This is a genomic window from Streptomyces sp. NPDC015532, assembly GCF_043078065.1.
In the GTDB taxonomy this organism is placed as follows: Bacteria; Actinomycetota; Actinomycetes; order Streptomycetales; family Streptomycetaceae; genus Streptomyces.
The window spans coordinates 29,026-51,106 of record NZ_JBIBSY010000017.1 but is presented as its reverse complement, the minus strand read 5'-3'; the positions used below and the strand labels follow the sequence as shown (position 1 = coordinate 51,106).

21 protein-coding genes are annotated in these 22,081 nt (G+C 71.8%); 9 read left to right on the top strand and 12 right to left on the bottom strand.

The features are described 5' to 3' along the window. Positions 1 to 7: 7 nt before the first annotated feature. Positions 8 to 1,036, bottom strand: a complete 1,029-nt coding sequence (locus ACF07B_RS35810) for a hypothetical protein (protein ID WP_392181974.1) — start codon at positions 1,034 to 1,036, stop codon at positions 8 to 10. 252 nt (positions 1,037 to 1,288) lie between these two features. Between ACF07B_RS35810 and tgmA the strand changes: the two genes are divergently transcribed. Both tgmA and tgmB read left to right on the top strand, forming a co-directional pair. After that, complete coding sequence (tgmA, locus tag ACF07B_RS35805; protein WP_103547447.1) at positions 1,289 to 1,480, top strand: putative ATP-grasp-modified RiPP; 192 nt, start codon at positions 1,289 to 1,291, stop codon at positions 1,478 to 1,480. A 14-nt stretch (positions 1,481 to 1,494) separates the two neighbouring features. Continuing rightward, positions 1,495 to 2,448 carry an ATP-grasp ribosomal peptide maturase gene (gene tgmB, locus ACF07B_RS35800; protein ID WP_392181973.1) on the top strand — a complete coding sequence of 318 codons (954 nt, stop codon included), beginning with the start codon at positions 1,495 to 1,497 and terminating at the stop codon, positions 2,446 to 2,448. Between the two features lie 41 nt (positions 2,449 to 2,489). Here tgmB and ACF07B_RS35795 read toward each other — a convergent pair whose 3' ends face one another. Continuing rightward, a complete protein-coding gene (locus ACF07B_RS35795; protein ID WP_392181972.1) occupies positions 2,490 to 4,145 on the bottom strand; it encodes a serine/threonine protein kinase in 1,656 nt (551 codons plus the stop codon). A 385-nt stretch (positions 4,146 to 4,530) separates the two neighbouring features. Between ACF07B_RS35795 and ACF07B_RS35790 the strand changes: the two genes are divergently transcribed. Together ACF07B_RS35790 and ACF07B_RS35785 are read left to right on the top strand one after the other, a co-directional pair. Continuing rightward, positions 4,531 to 6,024 carry a serine hydrolase domain-containing protein gene (locus ACF07B_RS35790; protein ID WP_392181971.1) on the top strand — a complete coding sequence of 498 codons (1,494 nt, stop codon included), beginning with the start codon at positions 4,531 to 4,533 and terminating at the stop codon, positions 6,022 to 6,024. A gap of 115 nt (positions 6,025 to 6,139) precedes the next feature. Continuing rightward, a complete protein-coding gene (locus ACF07B_RS35785; protein ID WP_392181970.1) occupies positions 6,140 to 6,607 on the top strand; it encodes a hypothetical protein in 468 nt (155 codons plus the stop codon). Between the two features lie 26 nt (positions 6,608 to 6,633). Here the strand turns inward: ACF07B_RS35785 and ACF07B_RS35780 are convergent, their stop codons facing one another. Beyond that, on the bottom strand, positions 6,634 to 6,849 hold the full coding sequence (locus tag ACF07B_RS35780; RefSeq protein WP_329303232.1) for a hypothetical protein: 216 nt from the start codon (positions 6,847 to 6,849) through the stop codon (positions 6,634 to 6,636). Between the two features lie 136 nt (positions 6,850 to 6,985). Here ACF07B_RS35780 and ACF07B_RS35775 point away from each other — a divergent pair, with 136 nt between their 5' ends. Then, positions 6,986 to 7,471: a VOC family protein gene (locus tag ACF07B_RS35775; protein WP_384241282.1), complete on the top strand. Its 486-nt coding sequence runs from the start codon at positions 6,986 to 6,988 to the stop codon at positions 7,469 to 7,471. Positions 7,472 to 7,508: 37 nt separating this feature from the next. On the opposite strand, the gene ACF07B_RS35770 is transcribed toward ACF07B_RS35775, so the two are convergent. The 8 genes from ACF07B_RS35770 to ACF07B_RS35735 form a co-directional block, all read right to left on the bottom strand. Beyond that, the gene (locus ACF07B_RS35770; RefSeq protein ID WP_392181969.1) at positions 7,509 to 7,859 is read right to left on the bottom strand and encodes a UBP-type zinc finger domain-containing protein; all 351 of its coding nucleotides are present in this window, start codon (positions 7,857 to 7,859) and stop codon (positions 7,509 to 7,511) included. Beyond that, on the bottom strand, positions 7,856 to 9,310 hold the full coding sequence (locus ACF07B_RS35765) for an ATP-binding protein (protein ID WP_392181968.1): 1,455 nt from the start codon (positions 9,308 to 9,310) through the stop codon (positions 7,856 to 7,858). Before ACF07B_RS35765 ends, ACF07B_RS35770 begins: the two co-directional genes overlap by 4 nt. Beyond that, a complete protein-coding gene (locus ACF07B_RS35760) occupies positions 9,307 to 10,983 on the bottom strand; it encodes an FAD-dependent oxidoreductase (protein WP_369486213.1) in 1,677 nt (558 codons plus the stop codon). The genes ACF07B_RS35765 and ACF07B_RS35760 overlap by 4 nt, the downstream gene beginning before the upstream one ends. Before the next feature lie 94 nt (positions 10,984 to 11,077). Further along, positions 11,078 to 12,382, bottom strand: a complete 1,305-nt coding sequence (locus ACF07B_RS35755; RefSeq protein ID WP_392181967.1) for a DUF4032 domain-containing protein — start codon at positions 12,380 to 12,382, stop codon at positions 11,078 to 11,080. 191 nt (positions 12,383 to 12,573) lie between these two features. Further along, a complete protein-coding gene (locus ACF07B_RS35750) occupies positions 12,574 to 13,419 on the bottom strand; it encodes an N-formylglutamate amidohydrolase (RefSeq protein ID WP_392181966.1) in 846 nt (281 codons plus the stop codon). A 63-nt stretch (positions 13,420 to 13,482) separates the two neighbouring features. After that, a complete protein-coding gene (locus ACF07B_RS35745; RefSeq protein ID WP_392181965.1) occupies positions 13,483 to 13,935 on the bottom strand; it encodes a cyclic nucleotide-binding domain-containing protein in 453 nt (150 codons plus the stop codon). A 182-nt stretch (positions 13,936 to 14,117) separates the two neighbouring features. Then, positions 14,118 to 14,921: a VOC family protein gene (locus tag ACF07B_RS35740; protein ID WP_369486208.1), complete on the bottom strand. Its 804-nt coding sequence runs from the start codon at positions 14,919 to 14,921 to the stop codon at positions 14,118 to 14,120. Between the two features lie 196 nt (positions 14,922 to 15,117). Beyond that, positions 15,118 to 15,333, bottom strand: coding sequence for a DUF4177 domain-containing protein (locus ACF07B_RS35735; RefSeq protein WP_261706275.1), 216 nt, complete (start codon positions 15,331 to 15,333; stop codon positions 15,118 to 15,120). A 229-nt stretch (positions 15,334 to 15,562) separates the two neighbouring features. Here ACF07B_RS35735 and ACF07B_RS35730 point away from each other — a divergent pair, with 229 nt between their 5' ends. The 4 genes from ACF07B_RS35730 (at position 15,563) to ACF07B_RS35715 (ending at position 19,809) form a co-directional block, all read left to right on the top strand. Then, positions 15,563 to 16,204 carry a DUF6629 family protein gene (locus ACF07B_RS35730; RefSeq protein WP_392181964.1) on the top strand — a complete coding sequence of 214 codons (642 nt, stop codon included), beginning with the start codon at positions 15,563 to 15,565 and terminating at the stop codon, positions 16,202 to 16,204. A 157-nt stretch (positions 16,205 to 16,361) separates the two neighbouring features. Then, positions 16,362 to 17,120: a L,D-transpeptidase family protein gene (locus tag ACF07B_RS35725; protein ID WP_392181963.1), complete on the top strand. Its 759-nt coding sequence runs from the start codon at positions 16,362 to 16,364 to the stop codon at positions 17,118 to 17,120. Between the two features lie 152 nt (positions 17,121 to 17,272). Then, positions 17,273 to 17,971, top strand: coding sequence for a response regulator (locus ACF07B_RS35720; RefSeq protein WP_392181962.1), 699 nt, complete (start codon positions 17,273 to 17,275; stop codon positions 17,969 to 17,971). Beyond that, positions 17,968 to 19,809 (top strand): sensor histidine kinase, encoded by a 1,842-nt coding sequence (locus ACF07B_RS35715; RefSeq protein WP_392181961.1) that lies wholly within the window; start codon positions 17,968 to 17,970, stop codon positions 19,807 to 19,809. Before ACF07B_RS35720 ends, ACF07B_RS35715 begins: the two co-directional genes overlap by 4 nt. Positions 19,810 to 19,981: 172 nt before the next feature. Here the strand turns inward: ACF07B_RS35715 and ACF07B_RS35710 are convergent, their stop codons facing one another. Then, the gene (locus ACF07B_RS35710) at positions 19,982 to 21,883 is read right to left on the bottom strand and encodes an AMP-dependent synthetase/ligase (protein ID WP_392181960.1); all 1,902 of its coding nucleotides are present in this window, start codon (positions 21,881 to 21,883) and stop codon (positions 19,982 to 19,984) included. Positions 21,884 to 22,081 lie beyond the last annotated feature (198 nt).

The window sequence follows — 22,081 nt, the reverse complement described above, 5'->3', positions numbered from 1 at the left end:
GGCCCGCTCAATCCCGCCCGGCCGCCCCGCGCAGTGCCGCGATGGCCGTACCGATCGCCTGCTGGAGTTCCTCCAGACGCTGCACCATGTCGTCCTCGTAGATGTCGTCGGCGTCGTCGAAGGTCAGTTCCTCGAACACCTTCGTGGCCTTCTGGAGGCTGCTGTAGAACTTCGTGCGGCGTTCCTGGACGCGCAGTTCGGGGTCTGCCTCCACCGTCTCGACGACGAGGCTCTTCATCGTGTCGTACGCCTCGGTGGCCCACTCGCCCGCGTCCTCGCCCTCGTCGAGCTCGTCGAGGAGGGACAGGTGCCGTTCGGCCTCGGAGCGCAGCTCCGCCGGAGCGTCCAGCGTCTGTCCGGCCGGCGTCCTGATCTGGCCCTTCTCCGCGATCTGGCGCACATAGCCGATGCGGTCGGCCGCCCTGTTCTCGGTGGCCACCGCCTTCTTCAGCTCGTCCGTGCGGGCGATGTCACGGGCCAACTCGGTCTGGAGCGCGGGGTCTTCCTTCACCCGGTCGAGGAGCGCGGCCCGTGCCGCCTTCGCCGTGGAGGGGTCGGCGAGGATCGCGGCCCGCAGCGCGGTCGGGTTCTCGGCCACCTCCAGGGCCTTGGTGGGACGGATGCCCTCGGCCTCGGCGGCCTCGGTGATGGCGGCGCCGCGCTCCGAGGCGGCACTGGAGCGGGCGGCGTAGTAGGCCGACCAGGCGTCCCCGTCCGGCAGTTCGACGTCCGCGCCGGGCGACAGGGCCTCGAACTGGGGGACCAGGCCGTCGTCGGCGGCCCTGTCCCAGGCCTTGTAGTAGCGCATCACCCGCTCGGGTGAGCAGCCGGCCAGGTCCGCGAACTCCTTCGCGGACACCTTCGGCGTGTCCTCGGCGGACTGACCGCCCGGACGGACGCTGCGTGCCACCTTCAGCGCGAAGGCCCAGCCGCCGTTTCGCGCGTAGGCGCCGAAGTCGTGCGCATCGCGCTCGATGAGGCCGGGAACCCGGGTCTGCGTGGCGTCGTCTTCGGACGAGGTGATGGCTGCGGTCACCGGGAACTCTCCTGGGGTGGTGGGGCGTTGATGTCACGGAGGATGAAGCTATGGCCTAAGGTCTGCGTGGAATCAAGGAGACACGCGGAGGCCGCGACCACAGTGGACACTCCAGTAAATCCGAAATGTGCAAGCCAGAAACGACGCGATGTGATGACCTTCACCCCGATGTGGCAGAAAGTGATGAATTCCTTACGGCCGTGTCACGTACGGGTGTGTATTGGCCATCGCGCGACCGCGGGAGGATTTTTCGTGCGACCGTTCACTCTCAACTACGCCCGGCCCTCAGGGCAGTCGGCCGCAGTACCCCCGTACCACTTCGACGTGTCCCTGCAACTGAACGTGCTGCCCGACGGCCGTCCGGCCGTCAGTGACCGCGCGCTGCTGATGGCGACCGGGACCACGACCTCGACGGCCGGTTCTCAGACGCACTTCGACGACTGACGGATGCCGCGCGCATGACGGTTCTCATACTCACGGCCGAACAGGACGTCACCGCCGACATGGTGGTGGCCAGACTGCATGAGCGGGGCGTGCCCATGGTGCGCCTCGACCCGGCCGACGTGCCCGGCAAAGCGGTGCTGTCAGCCGACTACGCCCATGGTGACTTCGACGGCTATCTGTCGGTCAACGGCCATGTGCTCAGCATGGGAGGCCTGCGTTCCGTGTGGGTGCGCAGGCCGGGCGAGCCCGCGGCCCACGCCGCGGAACCCTCCGCGTGGCTCACCGCCGAGACCAGGCAGGCCCTGTTCGGCATGCTCTACTCCGCCTCGACCCGCTGGATGAACCACCCGCGCCGTGCCGAACAGGCCCGGCACAAGCCCTGGCAGCTCAGGGTCGCGCACAGCAGCGGATTCGCCGTGCCCCCCACCGTCATCACGACCGCTCCCCGGGTGGCGCAGCAGTTCGTCGAGGAGCACGGGGACGTCGTGGTGAAATCAGCCTCGGGTCCGCCGCCGGGTGAGCCTCCGGCGGCCCTGCCCACCACGCTCGTCGGACCCGGCACGGACTTCTCCGGCGTGGCGGCCGGTCCCGCCCTGCTCCAGCGCTACATTCCCCGACGCGCCGACATCCGGCTCACCGGCATCGGCACCCGGCTGTTCGCCGCCCGCAAGGCCGCCGAGCCCGGCCAGGTCGACGGCCGGTTCGGCGAGGCGGACAACGGCTGGGAACCCACCCCGGTGCCCCACCGCATCGCCCGTGCGGTCCACGACTACCTCGCCTTCACCGGACTCGCCTACGCCGCCTTCGACTTCGCCGAGGACGCCGACGGCATCTGGTGGTTCCTGGAGTGCAACCAGGGAGGCCAGTTCGGCTTCATCGAGCTGGAGACCGGACAGCCCATCGCCGACGAGGTCGCCGTGTGGCTGGCGCAGCGAAGGCCAGGCCTCCGTATGCCCGAAGGACACTGACGTGAACGCTCGGTGACGAACCGTCACCAAGGACCGGTCCGTCACTGCGTCCCGGTCCGGAAGGAGTCGAAGAAGACCTTCAGCGCCTGCCGGTTGGCGGCGGTGTCCCAGTCGTCCGCCGGGGTCGTCCAGCGCAGCGAGAAGCCCCGGTTCCCGCCGATGAGGAAGCCGCGGCCGAGGGTGCGCACCCGTACGCCCTGGGACACGGAGTACCACTCCATGTCGGCGCCCTTCATGCCGCGATAGGTCACCGGCCGGATGGCGCCCACCCGTTCGTAGCCGGTGGACACGGCACGCAGGGACGGCTCCAGGTCGCTCCACACGGCGACCGGGTCCGGCCCGAGCCGGGTGCTGTAGGTGACGGCCAGGGTGCGCGGATCGCCGCTCGCCCCGAACGTCACCCGGTAGGCGAGATCGTCGGAGGACTGCGTCTCCACGGGCTTCCAGCCCGACGGCAGGGCGACGGCGAAGCCCTGGGGCGCCCGGTAGAGGGAGAAGCCGGACGGCAGGGTCGCACCGGCGGTCGCCGAGGGGGAGGGGGAGGGCGACGGCTTCGCGGACGCCGTGGGCGTCCCCCGGCCGGCGGGCGCGCCGGCGCCGCTGGGGGTCGCGGTCGCGGACGGAGTGCTCGTGGCGGCCCCTGACGCCGCCGGGCCGGACGCGGAGGTGTCGTCCCCGCCCGGCAGTCCGCCCATCGAGGCGAACACCAGGGCGCCGGCGACGGTGACGGCGAGGGCCGCGCCCAGCAGAACCGGCCGGCCCCCGGGCAGACCTCCCGGGGTGCGCCCCGGACGCCCCTCGTCCCCGGCCTTCGCGCGCCCATCGCGGTGGTCCCCGGGGGGATCGAGGAGATCGGGCAGCGGCTGGGGCGGCGTGACCTCCTCGAAGTTCTGCCGGAGGATGCGCGTCAGCGACTCCCGCACGACAGCCTCGGGCACCCGCTCCACGGGGTCCCAGCGCAGCAGGCCCAGGATGGCGGGAGCGAGCGGGCCCGCACTGCGCGGGGCCCTGACCGGCAGCCGGTCCACCGCCCGGAGCGTGGCCTCCGCCTCACCCCGGTCCCGCACGGCGGGCCGCCCCTCGACCAGCGCGTACATCATCGCGCCCAGTGCCCAGAGGTCGGCCGCGGGCGCGCCGCCCTCGCCGCGGGCCTGTTCGGGGGAGGCGTACGAGGGAGCGGTGACGCGGGGCGCGTCGGCGGACGCCGTCAGGCCGAACCCGGTCACGGTGACCGTGCCGTGCTCGTCGGACCACACCTGGCTCGGGCCGAGTTCGCGGTGCGTGACTCCCTCGCGGTGCGCGGCGGTGAGGACGTCGAGGACGCCGAGCCCGATTGCGGCCGCCCGCACGTGATCGACGGAACCGTGCAGGAGGAGCTCGGACAGCGGGGCACCCGGAGGCCGCTCCGTGACGGTCCACAGGAAGCCCGGCTCCTCCACCACGTCGAGGACCGCGGCCACCCCTCCGTGACAGGCCGGCCCGAGGAGCTTGGCCGTCCGCAGGATCCGGTCGGCGGCGGGCTCCGGCGTCTCCTCGCCGCCGGGTCCGGCGGCACGCGACCGGGTCAGGACGACGGGCCGCCCGAAGGCGGTGTCCTCGCCGTGCCACAGGTCCCGGCCCTCCTCGCGCAGGAAGACGTCGAGCAGCCGGTATCTCCCGGCGATCAACTCGCCCGCGGAGTCATGCGCCTTGGCCATCGTCATCCCTCGTCGTGTACCGGACACTCGTCTTGCCCAGAAGTACGGGGGATGTGACGAAGAGTGTTCAACGGGAGACGGCTGGAGATGAGTGTTTTTACCCGGACGCGCGGTCGTCGCGCGCCCGTACGAACAGTTCAGGCCCCTGTTTCCCTCCGTTCCACCGACCGGTCGCACGGTCGGGACAGCCCTCCGGAGTGCACAGCGAACGTCAACTCGGCTTTGGATATGGGTAGTTGCCGCGTGGCTTGGAACAGGAGGGTGCCGGTGCCGCCGGGACATGGACACCGGCGGGCCGCCCGGGAAAGATGCCAGATGCACACAATGCGTTTCGCTCGTCTGTCCCGTCGTCGCCCGCCGCCCGAGCCACCCGGAGGCCGTCCGTATGAGTGTCCGACCGCTGCCCCAGAGCCCGCCCGCCGAGCAGGGAGTCGACGCCTCGGGCATCACCGCGTTCCTCGACGCCGTCGAGGCCGCCCCGGACATCGAACTCCACAGCCTGATGATCATGCGGCACGGGCACCTCGTCGCCTCCGGCTGGTGGGCGCCGTACACGCCGGAACGTCTTCAGCTGCTGTACTCGCTCAGCAAGAGTTTCACCTCCACGGCCGCCGGATTCGCCGTGGCCGAGGGCCTGCTGGACCTCGACCGGCCCGTGATCTCGTACTTCCCCGAGTTCGCGGCCGACATCACCGATCCGCGCAGCCGCGCGATGCTCGTCCGGCACGTCGCGGCCATGGCCAGCGGCCATCTCGCCGAGACCTGGGCCGACGCGCTCAGGCTCGACCGGACGGAGACGGTACGCGGCTTCCTGCTGATCCCGCCGGACCGCGACCCCGGCACCGTCTTCGCGTACAACCAGTCCGCCACCTACACGCTCGCCACGATCCTCCAGCGCGTGACCGGACTGTCGCTGACCGACTATCTGCGGCCCCGCCTGTTCGACCCGCTGGGCATCGGGGAGACCGACTGGACCCGCGACCGGGCCGGCCGGGAGATCGGCTTCAGCGGACTGCACGCCGCGACCGACGCCGTCGCCCGGCTCGGCCAGCTCTGTCTGAACGAGGGCGTCTGGGAAGGGCGGCGGCTCCTGCCGGCCTCCTGGATCGCGGAGGCCACCCGCGCGCACGTCGCGACCGCGGACGGCACCCCCGAGGGCGCCCGGTCGGACTGGCAGCAGGGCTACGGACTCCAGTTCTGGCGGGGACGGCACGGATACCGCGGCGACGGGGCGTTCGGACAGTTCTGCGTCGTGCTGCCCGAACACGACGCCGTGATCGCGACGACCGCGGCGACCGACCGGATGCAGGAACTGCTGGACCTGATGTGGCGGCATCTGCTGCCCGCGTTCGGGACGGCACCGCTGCCGGTCGCGGGCGAGCGTGACGAGGCGCTGCGCCGACGGCTCGCCGGGCTCGCCCTGCCGCCGGTCGAGGCCGCGGCCGTGCCCACCGAGCCCCGGGGCGTCTGGTCGCGGGCGGGGTTCGTCCCCGCCGGCGGCGTCTGTGAGGCCCAGCGGACCCTGACGGGCGTGGCGGTCACCGAGGACGGCCGGGGCACCCGCGTCACCCTGGCCGAGGGGGACCGGCGACTCGAACTACGGCTCGACGGAACCGGCTGGAGCGTCGATCCCGGCCCGACGCCGATGGCGGTGAGCGGCGGCTGGACCGCGCCGGGCACCCTGCGCGTCGACGTGCTCTTCCTGGAGACCCCGCACCGGCTGACCGTGGAGTGCGTCCTCGCCGATCGCACCTTCACCGCCCGCTGGCACACGACCCCGCTCCACATCCGCTCCCTGGAGTCCCTCCGGGCACCGTCGCGGCAGCCGTCGACCGGACCCCGGAAAACGCCACACCTCGCCACCCCTTCCGCCACGTAGAAATATCCACCACCATGCATATGCCGAGGTCCTGACGGGCGGACGCGGGCCCTTGCGCCCGCGCCTCCCGCGGCCGGCCGAGCGGAGGGAACCGGAGCCGACTCCGGGGTGACGCATGACGAACCTGATGTGGACGCGGAGCGTGGAGTGGCTGGCGGCGGCCGCCACGAATCCGAGGGCGTGCAAACGCCAGTGGGACCAGGGGAGCGGTGGTGTGCTCCTGGAGGCCGGGCGCTACTGGGACGTGCTGAGCGTTCCCGAGCAGCTCGGCCTGCTCGCCCTCGACATCCTGTGGACCGACCCGGTCCAGGTGCCTGGACCCACGCTGGTCGACTGCGCGGCGCAGCGGGTGGGCTTCTTCCTGCCGCCGGACCCCGCGAGCCGGTGGGAGGGGTCGGGCCTCCGCCACCTCGGCAGGGGATCGTGGGTCGCCGTACCGCCGCCGTACCGTTCGGCGGGACCGCTGGAGTGGATCGTGCCACCGGACGGCACGGGCGCCCTGCACCCCGCACTCTCCCTGGAACTGGCGTTGCGCCAGGCCAACGGAACACTCGCCGTCCTGGCACCGCCGGCCGGCGAGTAGACCCGCCACCCGCGGAATCGGGAGCCCTATCCGGTCCCGTAGAAGTGCGCCTGGCCTCCGCGCCACTTCACCCACGCGGGATCGTCCAGCAGATCCTCCGCGTCCGGCAGTCCCGCCCGGCCGAGGAACTCCATGAGATCCTCGTCCGAGAACGCCACGCCGAGGTTCTCGCCCCGCGCGGTCACCTCCCGGCCACTGGTATCCAGGGCCGGATGCACAACCAAAGGAGCCCGTCCGGACATATATCCAGGATCGTCCTTCCGGCCGCGCCGCGCATCCCGGCGGACGGACACGGGCGGACACCGGTCGCCTTTGGGCGGAGAAGTGGTTGTATTCGGTACTGAGTGCGGTACCGGTTCTCTCGGTGAGGAGCTTTCGATGGGCGCGACGGACCCGATCGAAGCGGAGCGTCAGCGGATCAGGGACGCCCATCTGATGCCGGACAGGGCGCGGAGCACGGCCCGCGGCGTGCACCATGTCGCGCTGCTCTCCGCGGACGTGGAGCGGACCGTACGGTTCTACCAGGGCGTCCTGGGGTTCCCGCTCACCGAGATGATCGAGAACCGGGACTACAAGGGCTCGACCCACTTCTTCTTCGATCTCGGCAACGGCAACCTGCTCGCCTTCTTCGACTTCCCCGGCCTCGACCTCGGCCCCTACGCGGAGGTGCTCGGCGGACTGCACCACCTCGCCATCTCGGTCGACCCCGCCACCTGGCGCGAACTGCGCGACCGGCTCGACGCCGCCGGGGTGGAGTACATGGAGGAGAGCGGTACCTCGATCTACTTCCGCGACCCCGACGGCGCCCGGATCGAACTCCTCGCCGATCCGCTCGGCGAGATGTACGGCAACAAGGTCCTCTGAACCCCGGGCCAGGGACTGCGGCCCCGGGCTCAGCCGCTCAGCGCAGGGTCTCGGCCCAGTTGTCCGGAACCCGCCCGGCGGGGCCGGGCGTGGGCTGGTCGAGCGGGTGGCTCACCGGGGGAGCGAGCTCGGGACCGGACTCGTAGAGCTCCGAGGTGTCGTAGTCCCAGAACCAGTTCTCGCCCGGTTCGAAGCTCTGGATGACCGGATGCCCGGTGTCGCGCGCGTGCGCCGTGGCGTGCTTGGCCGGGGAGTCGTCGCAGCAGCCGACGTGACCGCACTGGGCGCAGCGCCGCAGATGGAGCCACCATCCCCCCGCGGCGTCGCACTCGGTGCAGCCGGTGCCGCTCGGCGGTACGGAGGGGTCGATTCCGTTCGGCGTGGTCATGACGGCTCCTCGGAGGATTCCGCGGCGGTTTCCGCGGCGGTCAGGGGCAGGCGTACCTGGAAGCGGGTGTCCCCGGGCACGGACTGCACCAGCAGACTGCCGTGGTGCTTGTTGACGACGATCCGCCAGGAGATGTCCAGACCGAGCCCGGTCCCCTCGCCCACCGGCTTGGTGGTGAAGAACGGGTCGAAGATCCGGTCACGGATCTCCTCGGGCACTCCGGGGCCCGTGTCACGGAACTCGACGAGCACATGGTCGCCGTCGAGAGCGGTGTGCACCGTCAGCGTCCCCTCGCCGGCCATCGCGGAGGCGGCGTTGTCGATGAGGTTCGTCCACACCTGGTTCAGCTCACCCGGATAGGCGGGGATCCGGGGCAGCGTCCGGTCGTACTCCTTGACGACCTTGATGCCGGAGCCCATCTTGCCGGCCAGCATCATCAGGGTGCTGTCGAGCAGATCGTGCACGTCGGCGACCTGGTAGGGCGCGCGGTCCATCTGCGAGTACTGCTTGGCCGCGTCCACGAGATGCGAGATACGGGTGGTGGAGTCCTCGATCTCGTTCATCAGCAGCTCGGTCTCGACCGTGTAGTTCAGCCACCGGACGGCGCCTTCGAGAGTCGGCCCGTCCACGGCGGCCGCGACCTGGTCCAGCCAGTCGGTGTCGAGACCCGCCTGCACGAACGTCGGTGCGAGCTGCCAGCCGCCCGCGATGTCGTGGTCGTCGAGCCAGTCGGCGAGCGCGTCCTCCCGGTCGGAGGCCTCCAGCGGGCTCAGCGGGGTGGCCTTGGCGACCTGTTCGGCGGTCCGCTCCTGGATCTCGACCAGCGTCTCCAGAGCGTCGCGCGCGTACGGCCCCGAGGCGATCATCCCCAGCTTCTGCCGCATGTGGGCCACCCGGTCACGCAGCGCCGAGGTGGCCCGTACGGCCGCCGCGGCCGGGTTGTTGAGCTCGTGCGTGAGCCCGGCCGACAGCGAGCCGAGGGCCAGCAGCCGCTCACGCTGCCCGACGGTGCGCTGGGCGTTCTGGCTGCCGAAGAACATGCCCTCCAGCAGATGGACGGCCATCGGGAACCAGTCCCGCAGGATGGCGGCGAACGTCGCCGCGGGCAGCACGAAGAACCGGGACGTCTCGGTGACCCGCATGGACCCCTTGTACTGAGCGTCGCCCGGGTCGCTGAGATAGGCCTGCATGGCCCCCGCGTACACCCCGCGCTTCGACGTGCGGCTGATCTCCACGTCGTCCGCGCCGACCCGGCGCGACATCACGACCGTGCCCTCCAGGAGCACGTAGAAGCAGGTGGCGGGATCACCCTCGGTGTACACGGGACCGGGGTCGAACTGCTCCGTCCGGCCCTCCCGGCACAGCCGGTCGAGTTGCTCGGAGTCGAGCTTCTCGAACAGGAACAGCGTGCCCAGTTCCGCCGCGTCGCACGGCACCGGCCGCCCGCTCACGACTGCTCCAGATAACGGTGGACGAGCATGACGGCCATGGCTCCCTCTCCGACCGCGGACGCGACCCGCTTCGCCGACTCGGCGCGCGCGTCCCCGGCCACGAACACGCCGGGCACATTGGTTTCCAGGTGGTACGGAGGCCGGTCGAGCTCCCAGCCGCGGGGCGGCTGCCCATCGGGTGTCATGTCCGGGCCCGCCACGATGAATCCGCGGGCGTCCCGCAGGACCGTGCCCTCCAGCCAGTCGGTGAGCGGGGCCGCGCCGATGAACACGAACATCCACTGCGCGTCGACGAGTTCGGTGTGGCCGCTCTCCACGTCGCGAAGGGTCAGCTGCTCCAGATGACCGTCGCCGTGCGCGGACTCCACGACCGTGCCGGTGCGCACCGAGATGTTCGGCGCGTCCGAGATCTGCTCGATCAGGTAGTGCGACATCGAGTTGGACAGCGAGGAGCCGCGCACCAGGATGGTGACGGACTTGGCGCCCCGGGCCAGATACATCGCCGCCTGGCCGGCCGAGTTCGCGCCGCCCACGATGTACACGTCGTGGCCCTGGCAGGCGGCGGCCTCGGTCAGCGCCGAGCCGTAGAAGACGCCGCAGCCCGTCAGCTCGGCCAGACCGGGCGCCTGGAGCTGCCGGTAGGACACACCGGTCGCGAGGATCACCGCGTGCGCGGAGATCGCGGAGCCGTCGGAGAAGCGGATGGTGCGCGAGGCCCCGGTGACCTCCAGCCCGGTCACCTCCCGCGCGGTGAGGATCTCGGCGCCGAACTTGGCCGCCTGCCGCCGCGCCCGGTCGGTGAGCTGTCCGCCGGAGACGCCGTCGGGGAAGCCTAGATAGTTCTCGATGCGTGAACTCTGGCCCGCCTGGCCGCCGGTCGCGGAGCGTTCCACGAGCACGGTACGCAGCCCCTCGGATGCCCCGTACACGGCGGCCCCGAGTCCGGCCGGGCCACCGCCGATCACGACGAGGTCGTAGAACTCCGAGGCGGGGGTCGTGGCCAGGCCCACGTGGGCCGCGATCTCGGGGTCCCCGGGCTCGACGAGCGGGGTGCCGTCCGGGGTGACCACGAGCGGCAGCCGCTCACCGTCCTGCCCGGCGGCGCTCAGCAGACGCTGTCCCTCGGGGGTGTCGGACGAGTACCACCGGTAGGGCACCTGGTTGCGGGCCAGGAACTCCCGGACGCCCGACGAGCGGGCCGACCACCGGTGCCCGACCACCTTGCAGGCACCCACGGGCCGGTAGTCGCTGACCCGCCACGCGTCCAGGAGGTCGTCGACGACCGGATAGAGCTTCTCCTCCGGCGGATCCCAGGGCTTGAGCAGGTAGTGGTCGAGGTCGATCACGTTGATCGCGTCGATGGCCGCGTTGGTGTCCGCGTACGCGGTCAGCAGCACCCGGCGCGCGCCCGGGTACACGTCGAGGGCCTGTTCCAGGAACTCGATGCCGTTCATCTGCGGCATCCGGTAGTCGGCGAGGATCACCGCCACCTGGTCACCGCGCAGCTTCAGCTCGCGCAGGGCCTCCAGCGCGGCGTCCCCGGACTCCGCGCGCACGATCCGGTACCGCTCGCCGTAGCGCCGCCGGAGGTCACGGGCGACGGCTCGCGAGACCCCGGGGTCGTCGTCGACGGTCAGAATGACGGTCCGCGCCGGACTGGCGGCCTGGGTCATACCTCTCCCACCCCGAGCAGGTCAGTTGCGTTCCGGCCGGCGGACGCCGGGGGCGCCTCGGGGCCGGTACAGAGCCAATCGTATGTACGATCGGTCACCTTTGCTCGGGAACCGGGTACGCGCCGGGCGCCTCCGGGTCGTCCGCGGGGGCGGGCAGGGGGTCACGGACCCTCGGCAGGATGTTCGTGACGTAGTCCTTCACGGCCGCGTCCAGGCCGATGTCGTGCTGGGCGCGCTCGGACAGGAACCAGCGGTGTTCGAGGAGCTCGTGGTACAGCTCGGCCGGGTCCATCGAGCCGCGCAGGTCCTGGGGCACGGCCCTGACCGCCGGCCGGAACACGTCCCGCACCCAGCGGTGGGCGAGCACCTCGGGGCGGGCGGGGTGCGGATGCCCTCCGGGCCGGGTGCCGGGGGCGGCGGAGCCCGGCGCGTAGTCGTCCTGGGTGGCCATCCAGCTCTCCAGGTCGTTCAGGAGTCTGCGGGCCTGGTTCTCCTCGGTGTCGAGTCCGGTCAGCCGCAGGAGCTGGCGCTGGTGGTGGCCCGCGTCGACGACCTTGGGCACGAAGGTGACGGTGTCGCCGTTGGAGGAGCTCGCGATCTGCATCTCGGCGACGTCGAAACCGAGGTCGTTCAGGCGCCGTATGCGGCGGTCGATGTAGTGGTACTTGCCCGCCGGGTAGACGGAGGTGCGGGTCAGCTCCTGCCACAGGCCCTGGTAGCGGGCGCAGATCTCCCGGCCGAACTCGATCGGGTCCACCGAGGGGTGCAGGGCGCCGGCCGCCTCCAGGTCGAGCAGTTCGCCGCTGATGTTCACCCGGGCGAGATCGAGGTCGTAGTCCCGCTGGCCGGTGCTGAGCTGCGGATGGAGGTCGCCGGTCTCCGCGTCCACCAGATACGCGGCGTAGGCTCCCGCGTCGCGCCGGAACAGCGTGTTGGACAGCGAGCAGTCGCCCCAGGCGAAGCCGGCCAGGTGCAGCCGCACCAGCAGGACGGCCAGCGCGTCCATCAGCCGGTGCATGGTGGCGGGGCGCATGGTCGTCTCGAACATCGACCGGTAGGGCAGCGATCCGCCCAGATGCCGGGTGATCAGCACCGGCTCCAGGGGCTCTCCGGCCGCGTCCGTGCGGCCGGTGACCACGGCGAGCGGGTCGACCGCGGGTATCCCGAGCCGGTCCAGGCCGAGCAGCAGTTCGTACTCGCGCACCGCGGGCCGTTCGGCGAGTTCCTTGACGGCCACCACCTCGTCGCCGGCGCGCGCGTAGCGCACGACGTGCCGGGAGATGCCGCGCGGCAGCGGCACGAGAACGTGCTCGGGCCACTCCTCCAGGGGGAGCTGCCACGGCAGTTCGAGCAGGAGCGCGGGATGCTCCGGGTTGGTCGCGCTGATCTGAAAAGCCATGGCCGGGCTGCCCTCACCTCACGGTCGAACGCTGTTCCGGCCCCAGCATCCACGAATGATCGGAAAGGCGGAAGACGCGCCTGGCGCCGCCCGGCAGGAACACCTCGGTGGTCTCCCCGCCCAGGCCCCGTTCGTCGGTCGGTGTCTGAGCGTTTGCTTGACGCGACCCTGGGGCGCCCGGTACCTCGTGGCTACCTGCCCGGGGTGTCGACGCTGCGGGTCCACTCGTCCACCGCGTCCACGAGCGCGGTCAGGGCCGCGGCGAGGCGCGCGAATCCCGCGCTCACCGGGCCTCCCGGCTCCTTCATGTAGGTGTCCCGCCGGATCTCCACCATCAGCGCCGTGACCCCCGGCTCGCGTTCGTAGTACCGCAGGGGGACGTACGCGCCGGAGAACGGACTGTCGATCCCGACACCGCCGAGCCCGGCGAACGCCTTCTCCGCGAGCGCGACCAGTTCCGGCGGTGTGTGGAAGGAGTCCGTCCCGAGGCACACCGCCGGCCGGGGTCCGTCACCGTGCAGTTCGTAGGGCAGCCGGGCCGTCGGATACGAGTGCACGTCGATGATCACGGCCCGCCCGGTGGCGGTCAGCCGGTCGGTCACCGCGGCCGTCATCGCCCGCGCGTAGGAGTGGAAGTAGCGGTCGACCAGCGGTCGCGGATCGACGTCCGCGGGCCGCAGCGGCGCCCGGTGCGTCGTCCGTGTGTAGACCGCGCCCATCCCGACCGTGAGCATCTCCTCCCGTTCGTCCGGGAAACGCTCGGGATCCACGACCAGCCGGGACAGCCGGTTGACGAACCGCCACGGCCTCATCCCGGCCGCCTCGGCCGCGGCCGAGGCCAGTTCGGCGGTGTGCGCGTCGGTGATGTGGTCCAACTCGCCGTCCAGCGCCGTGTCGTCCAGGAGGATGCCGGCACGGACCGGCGCGGGGATCTCCCGGGAGGAGTGCGGCACGTGCAGGATCACGGGCGAGTGGACCGCTCCGGGCAGGAGCGCGAAGGAGTCCGAGGTGTCCGCGGAAACGGGGATGTCGTTCATAAGAGATCACTGTGGCAGCCGGGTCTGACAATGGGCAGGACCCCATGACCTCGCCGTGTGTGCTCAGCCACCGGCCCCACGGCGCGCGTAGTGCTCGATGAGCGCCGTCCGGGTCGTTTCGAGACGGTGGGCCAGGATCGCGCCGATCGTCCGCGTCAGCGACAGCTCCAGCGTCGGATCCTGGTCGCACAGCGTGCGTACCTCGGAGGCGTCGAACTCGTAGGCGCGCACCGGGCTGAAGGCCTCGGCACCGAAATCCCAGGTGTGCGGGCGGAACAGCCACGACCAGCCGAGCAGGTCGCCGGGTCCGAGCTGGGCGACGGTGATCCGCCGGTCGGCGATGACGCGCTGGTACAGCGAGACCGTTCCGGAGCGGACCACCCAGAAGCGGTCGGCTGTGCCCCCTTCCTCGAAGATCGGCCCGTCCGCGGGGAAGGACACCTCGCGGGCCACGCTCATCAGCCGATCGCGGTGTTCGGGGGAGAGCGCGTGCAGGAGCCGGAGAGCAGTGGGCATCGCGGACCTCCATCGGGTCGCCGCACGACCGAGGGGGTCGGCGGCGCCTGTCGTACCGGTGGTATCCCGTCATCCTCTATTGGAGCCCGAACGGAGTAATCCGTCGCGTCGTGGGTCGGACGGGTTGGCCGGGGGACGGTCGCGTCCGCCGTGGAGCGGTCGCGAGCGCGTCGTCCGGGGCGTCATCCGGCGGTCCGGGAGGTCACCGAGAAACGGGCCCCGTCGGGGTCGATGATCAGCGCCTCCACCGAGCCGATGCCCTGCTGGTGCGCGGCACCGCCATGGGCGCGCGCCGCGCGGACACAGGCCTCCACGTCGTCGACCGCGAAGTGGATCTGCCAGTGCGGCCGCAGGCTCGGGTCGGGGGCGGCACCGAGCGCGCCGGAGTGGATCCGGGCCACCACGTCACCGAAGCTGCGCAGGACGACCTCGTTCTCCTCGTAGTCGACCTCGCAGCAGCCCGGGACGGAGGAGGCCCAGCCCAGCACCTCGCCGTAGAAGATCGCGGCGTCGAAGGCGTCACGGGTGTGCAGGCGGATGAAGGAGGGGGCCGCGTTGCGCCAGCGTTCCCAGCCGGACACCAGGTCGCCCTCCCAGATCCCGAAGACCGCGCCGTCACGGTCGGCCAGCAGCGCGGCCCTGCCCGGGGGCAGCGAGATGGGGCCCACCGCGGTCGTGCCGCCGCGCTCCTGGCTGCGCGCGACGGTCTCGTCGGCGGAGGCCACGGCGAAGAACGCGGTCCAGGCGACCGCGGTGGTCGCCACGGCGCCGATCTCGGAGATCCCCGCGACGGGAACCCCGGCGACACTGGCGATGCGGTACTGCTCGCCCAGCCTGGTGCCCGGGGCCCACCTCCAGCCCAGGACCGCGCTGTAGAAGTTCTGGGCGGCCCTCAGGTCGCGACTGGTGAGACTGACCCAGCACGGCGCGCCGAAGACCGCCTTGCTGGTGACGATACCGGTGTCGAGAGTTCCGTCGCTCTTCATCGCCGCCCGTCCTGACGCGATCGGCCGACAGCGGTCTCGCGGGGTGCGGGGCCCTCATGGGGTTCCCCGACGTGAGTTCAGCCGTGAGAGGCCCTCCGTGCCGGAAGGCCTCCGACGGCGTCAGTGGCACCTGCGGATCCGCTGTCCCATCACCCACAGCATCTCCCGCTTCGGCGCCGCGCGCACCACGCGAGGGTCAGCCGCGCGGCCGCTCCAGGGTGAGCAGCAGGCCCTCCACGGCGCCGGGGCCTATGCGGCCCTTGACGTCCGCGGCCGTGATCGCCTTGAGCGCCCACCCGTCCTCGGCATGCTTGTTCAGGACCTTTTCCAGCTTGTCGCTGTCCAGGGCGTCGCCGATCAGCGACTCACGGAACGTGACGACCTTGTATTCGAAGGTGTACGGGGTGCTCATGGTTGCGGAGCTCTCCTGCGTGTTGGACGGCATGGCCTGGCCCACCCAATCACTCTTCGCGGCCGTGGCACAGGGGCGAACCGGACCGTAGGGATACCTTTGTTGAAACTTCATGAAGTGCCGTGCCCGGGAGGCGTCCTGACGGTCGGCCGGAAGAGGAGCCGGGCCGGGGCGTCGTAGCGTTGACGCGGGTCGACGGAAACGGTGCCGGCGGGATTCAGGGGGTTCGATGTGCTGGAGTGCGACGGCCGATCTGGCGGCCGGTACCGCGGTGGCCGCGATCGGCGTCGCCTGTGTGGTCCGGGCCCGGCGCAGGACCGACCTCCCGCTGGCCGCGCTGCCGTTGCTGCTCGGCGCCCACCAGATCGTCGAGGCCCGGGTCTGGGACGCCGGTGGCGGCACGGGGCCCGCCACCGTGGCCTGGGCCGTGATCGCCCTCCCGCTGCTGGCGGTGTGGGTGCCGGCGGGCGTCCTGTGCGCGGCGCCGCGCCACGCCCGGCGGCGGCTGCTGATCCCGCTCGCCGCGGGCGTCGCGACCGCGGCCGCGCTCGCGCACTCCCTGGCCGTCCGTCCCGTCCGGGCGGAGATCCGCGGCCACACCATGGGGTATGTCGTCGACCTGCCCGGGCCCGGACTGCTCATCGCGGGCTACCTCGTCGCCACCGTCGGCGCGCTGCTGGTCTCCGGCGACCGCGGGCTGGTGCTGCTGGGCGTCCTGACCGGGGCGGGCGCGGTGATCTGCTGGTCGCTGTGGGAGCTGGAGTTCGTCTCCACCTGGTGCGCGTGCGCCGCGGTCGTCTCCGTGACCCTGCTGGGCTGGGTGAACGCGCGTGATCCCGTTGCCCCGCCGGAGCGGGTGGATCACGCGTGACGGAACAGGGCCCGCCCGGGGGCGAACTCGGTCCCGGCCGGCGCCGCGTGGACTCAGGATGATCCGGCGGAGCACCGGTGATCCGCCGCATCCTGGGTACGCGGCGAACCGTGGATGACCTGACGAGTTCCTCATATGTGTCGGCCAGGGTCGACGCATGATCAACTCCGCACACCGTGTCCGGGCGGCGCTCCTCGCCGCTTCCCTTCTGCTCGCCGGCTGCGGCGGAGCCCCGGCCGAGAGGCTCGGCCCCGGGGCCGGCGGCTCGCCGGAGCGTCACGGCGAGGCGACACCGGCGCCCGCGCCCGCCGCCTCGCGCACGGCGGCACCGGGGCGACTGCCGGGACTCGGCCCCAGGACCCTGGCCGCGATCCCGTCGCGGACCCGTCAGGCCGTCGTGGTGACCGGCCGGGGCAAGGACTCCTCGCGGTCCACCGTGGTGCTGTACGAGCGCACGGAGGCGGGCTGGGAGGCCGGCCCGAGCCGGCCCGCGCACAACGCCCTCAAGGGCTGGGCCGACCACCATCGCGCCGGTGACCTGCGTTCCCCCATAGGCGTCTTCACCCTGACGGACGCGGGCGGGCTGCTGCCCGATCCCGGGACCCGGCTCCCGTACGACCGCTCGGGCGCCTTCACCTCACCCGGCACCGGCTTCGAGGGCGAGCCGCTGGCCGGCTCCTTCGACTACGTGGTCGCCGTCAACTACAACCGCAGACCCGGCACCACACCCCTGGACTGGACCCGGCCGCTGGGCGCGGGCCGCGGCGGGGGCATCTGGCTGCACGTGGACCACGGAGGCCCCACACACGGATGCGTCGGTCTGCGCGAGGACGACCTGGTGGAGCTGATGCGGGCTCTGGACCCCGCCCGGCACCCCGTGGTCGTCATGGGGGACGCCGCCTCCCTGGCACACTGACGCCCCCGGGAGCGCCGAGGGCTGTCCCGCGGCCCCTCGCCCCGCCCCGGACCCCGGCCGCAGTGTCCTTCGCGGATGTCAGGAAGGTGTCAGGGTGTGGGAAGCCCCTCTCACCGCCCGCCGCCCGGCCGCCAGGACCTAGCATCGGCCGCGTGTGCGCATATGTGCTGGTCGCGGAGGACGACGAGAAGCAGGCGGAGCTGATACGCCGTTCGCTGCTGAGTGAAGGGCATACGGCGGCCGTGGTCCACGACGGCGCGGCCGCCCTCGACGAGGTGCGGCGCAACCGGCCCGACCTCGTCGTCCTGGACCTGATGCTCCCGGTGGTCGACGGCTTCGGCGTGTGCCGGGCGCTGCGGGAGAACGACGACATCCCCGTCCTGATGCTGACCGCCCGCTCCACCGAGGACGACGTGCTCCTCGGCCTGGAGCTCGGCGCGGACGACTACATGACCAAGCCGTACAGTCCGCGCGAGCTCATGGCCCGTATCCGTACGGTGCTCAGACGCGGCGGACGGCCCGCGGGCGAGGCGCAGGCCGATCCGGTCGTCCGGGTCGGGGGCATCGCGGTGGACCCGCGGCGGCACACGGTCCTGTGCGACGGCTCGCCGGTGGACTGCACCCCGGGCGAGTACGAGATCCTGCTCGCGATGGCCGCAGAACCCGAACGGGTCTTCTCCCGGCGGCAGTTGCTGCATCACACCCGGGGCATCGACCGGGCCTCGACCGAGCGGGCCATCGACGTGCACATCATGAACCTGCGCAAGAAGATCGAGGCGGACCCGCGCAGACCGGCCCGTCTGGTCACCGTGTTCGGCGTCGGGTACAAGCTCAGGGGCGAGAGGGCGTGAGCCGTGCCGTGCCCCTGCGCAAGAGCCTGCTGGTCAGACTGCTGATCACGTCCGTGCTCATCGCCGTGTGCTCGGTGGCCGCGACCGCCTGGCTCGCGGTGCAGACCACCACCCGGGCCATCCAGGAGGAGCAGGGTCAGGTGCTCGCCGAGGACATGGACATCCTCCGGCAGCTCAGCGGATACGCGGCCACCCACCACGACTGGTCCGGTGTCGCCGGCACGCTGCGTACGATCTCGCAGCGGACGGGCCGGCGCATCGCGCTGACCGCGGGAGACCGCGTCCCGTTCGCCGACTCCGCTGCCCGCGGGACCTCCCTCCCGCCCCGGGCCGCCGCCACCGTCGACCCGCTGCGCACCGACACCTACACGGAACCCGGGGCACAGCTCACCGGTGTCGACCCACGTGTCGTCGGGCCGTACCGGCTGACCACGACCGAGCGTCTGGCGGTGGACAAGCTGGCCATGGTGCGTCAACTCTGCTTCTCCCGCAACGGCATACGGACCCGCGCGGAGCGGATGCCCAGTGGCCGGACCGTGCTGAAGGGCGTGGACGGGACCGTCGACCCCGGCTATGTGCCGGCCGAATGCGCCGACGGCAGGCTCAACACCCCCACCCCGACCGAGCGGAAGGCCCTGGACGCCCTGTCGGGGCTCACCCGGACGTGTCTGGACCGGCACAAGGTGCACCTCGACCCCTACGTGTCGCTGCCGCTGGAGGCCGCGAGCGGCGTGACCCCGGTCCCCTACCTGATGGGCAAGCGAATCGTCGACCAGGACGGGCCACTGGCCCGGACGGCGAACGCCTGCGTGGCCGAGGCCCGGCTCCGTCAGCTCGACCCCTACGTCGCCCCGGCCGCCGAACTCTTCCTCGGCACCGGGGACAGGCCCGTCCCCCGCTTCGACATGTCGGCCGCCAACAAGGCCAAGGTGTTCGGCGTCGCCGGACTCGTCCTCGCCCTCACCGTGGCCGTGACCGCGCTGGTCGCCACCCGGCTCGTACGCCCCCTGCGCGCGCTGACCCAGGCCGCGCGGCAGTCCCCGGAGCGGCACGTGCGCGTGCCCGTCACCACCCGGGACGAGACCGGCATCCTCGCCCTCGCCTTCAACGAACTGACCGAGCGCCGCGAGCGGATGGAGGCCCAGCGCAAGGCGATGGTCAGCGACATCGCGCACGAACTGCGCACACCTCTCACCAACATCCGCGGCTGGCTGGAGGTGGCCCGCGACGGCCTCGTGGACCCCGACCCGGAACTGCTCTCCTCCCTGCACGAGGAGGCCGTGGTGCTCCAGCGTGTCATCGACGACCTCCAGGACCTCGCGGCCGCCGACGCGGGCACGCTGCGGCTGCGCCGCGAGGAGGTGCGCGCCGACGAACTCCTCGAGCAGGTCGCCGCGGCACATCAGGTCGGTGCGCGGGCCGCCGGCATCCGGCTGGTGACCGAGGTGGCCGGGACGCCCTGGCTGGACGCGGACCCCGTACGGATGCGGCAGGCGCTCGGCAATCTGGTGTCCAACGCGACCCGGCACACCCCGGCCGGCGGCACGGTCACGCTCTTCGCGCGCCGCGAGGAGGACGAGGTCGTGTTCGAGGTGGCCGACACCGGCGGCGGTATCGCTCCCGAAGATCTGGCCAGCGTCTTCGACCGGTTCTGGCGGGCGGAGAAGTCCCGCAGCCGGCGTACCGGCGGCAGCGGTCTGGGCCTCGCCATCGTCCGTCAACTGGTCGTCGCCCACGCCGGAACCGTCTTTGTCACCAGTGAGGTGGGCGCCGGCTCGGTCTTCACCCTGCGGCTGCCCAGCCCCCGGCCACCGGACTCGGCCACCGGCTCGGACTGAGGAACCGGGGACGCCTCAACCGGTCGCCCGGACTTCGTTCACCCGGGAACTCGGGTGCCTGGATTCCGGTCACCCGGCTCCGCGCGCCCGGATTCCGGTCACGGGAGTTCCGGTCGCCCCGATTCCGGTCACCTTGATCGGCGCGTCTCGACTCCGGTCGCGGGGGTTCCGGTCACCGGAACACGTTGTCGGAGTCGTCCAGGATCGACGGGTCGCCGATCATCGCCTCCCGCGGAACCCGCGACGAGGTCTGGTACATCGCCTCGATCTCGGCCGCGTACCGCTGGGCGATCGCGTCCCGGCGCAGTTTCAGCGAAGGCGTCAGCAGCCCGTTGGACAGGTCGAAGGGTTCCGGGAGGACACGGAAGACCCGGATGGACTCGGAGCGGGAGACGGTGCTGTTGGCCGCCGCGACCGCGCGCCTGACCTCCTCACGCAGCTCGTTCTCCTCCCGCGCGTCCCGGGCGGGTGTCTCCCCCTTGGCCCGGGCGGCCCGCCAGTGCGTCACGAACTCCGGGTCCAGGGTGATCAGAGCGCCCACACAGGGCCTGTTGTCGCCCACGACGGCCGCCTGATGGATGAGCGGATGGACCCGCAGGCGCTCCTCCAGAGCCGCGGGGGCCACGCTCTTGCCCCCGCTGGTGATGATGATGTCCTTCTTGCGCCCGGTGATGGTCAGATAGCCGTCGGAGTCCACCCGGCCGAGGTCCCCGGTCGCCAGCCAGCCGTTGCGGAACGAGGCCGCCGTCGCCGCGGAGTCGTTGATGTAGCCCTGGAACACGGAGGGCCCCCACACGAGGATCTCCCCGTCGTCGGACACCTGGATCTCCGTGCCCGGCAGGGGGCGTCCGACCGTGCCGAACTTCTCCCGGCCGACCGGCTGGGCGGTGATCCCTCCGCTGGTCTCGGTGAGCCCGTAGCCGTCGTGGATGAAGATCCCGATTCCCGCGAAGAACAGGGCGAGTTCACGGTTCAGCGGGGAGCCGCCCGAGACCGCGCCGCACACCCGCCCGCCGAGCGCGGCGCGCAGCCTCTTGTACACCGTCTTCTCGTAGAGGGAGTGCTGGAGCCGCAGATCGAAACCCGGACCCGGCCCCGTGCCCAGCCGCTGCTGCTCCTCGGCCAGGGCGTAGTCCCGTGCCGTGCGCACCGCCCGCTCGAACAGCACACCGCGACCGGCTCGTTGGGACGCCCGCACGAAGTTCTTGTAGATCCTCTCGAACACGGACGGGACCGCGTACAGATAGGTCGGCCGGAACGAGAGCATCGCCTCGGAGAGGGTCTCCTCCCGCAGATCCGGTTCGTGGCCCATCAGAAGGCCGCCGCGCAGACAGATCCCCTGGATCATCAGCCCGTAGGCGTGGGAGAAGGGCAGGAAGGCGAGCACGGCCGGCTGCGTGTCCGGCGGAGCCGCCGTCTGCCGCCAGCCTTCGAGCAGCGTGTCGCAGGGGCTCGCCAGGCTGCGGTGCGACAGAGCGCAGCCCTTGGGCTGTCCCGTCGTGCCGGATGTGTACGCGATGACCGCGGTGGAGTCGGCCAGCACGATCCGGCGCAGCGAGTCGACCGCGGTCGCGGGTATCGCCCGGCCGCGCTCCACCAGCTGGGCCACCGCTCCGGCGTCCAACTGCCAGACGTGGCGCAGGAACGGGAGCGTGGCGCACGCCGAGCCGACCGTCATGATGCCCTGCTCGTCCTCGACCACCACGCCCACGCAGTGCGCGTCCTGAAGGATCCACGCGACCTGTTCGTGTGACGACGTCGGGTAGACCGGCACGATCTCGGCGCCCACCGACCACAGGGCGTAGCTGAGCACCGTCCACTCGTACCGGGTACGGGCCATGATGGCCACACGGTCGCCCGGCCGGATGCCGGACCGGACGAACCCCCTTGCCACGTCGACCACTTCGTCCCACAGCTCGGCCGCCGTCACCTGGATCCAGCCACCCGAGCGGTCTTCGGCGCGGCGCGCGACCTGCGGCAGATCAGGGGTGTTGAGCGCGGTTTGCCGGAGGCTGTCGGCGAGTCCCCCCTTGGTGGGCGCGGCCGGCGGTGCGGAAAGGTGGGACTGATGCATTCGCCGCTCCGGGATTCTCCTCGACGCGACCTCACCCCCGGAGGCGCCGATGCCAAGGATTCCCGAATGTAGCCCACCCGGACGCGGCCCGTGCCCCTATTCCGGCATGCGTTCGCCCGCCGCTGAGTCCCCGTTCCCCGGCGTGCCCGTTCGTCCGGCCGAAACCCGTCGGTCGTCGCCCGGACACCGCCCCGGCGG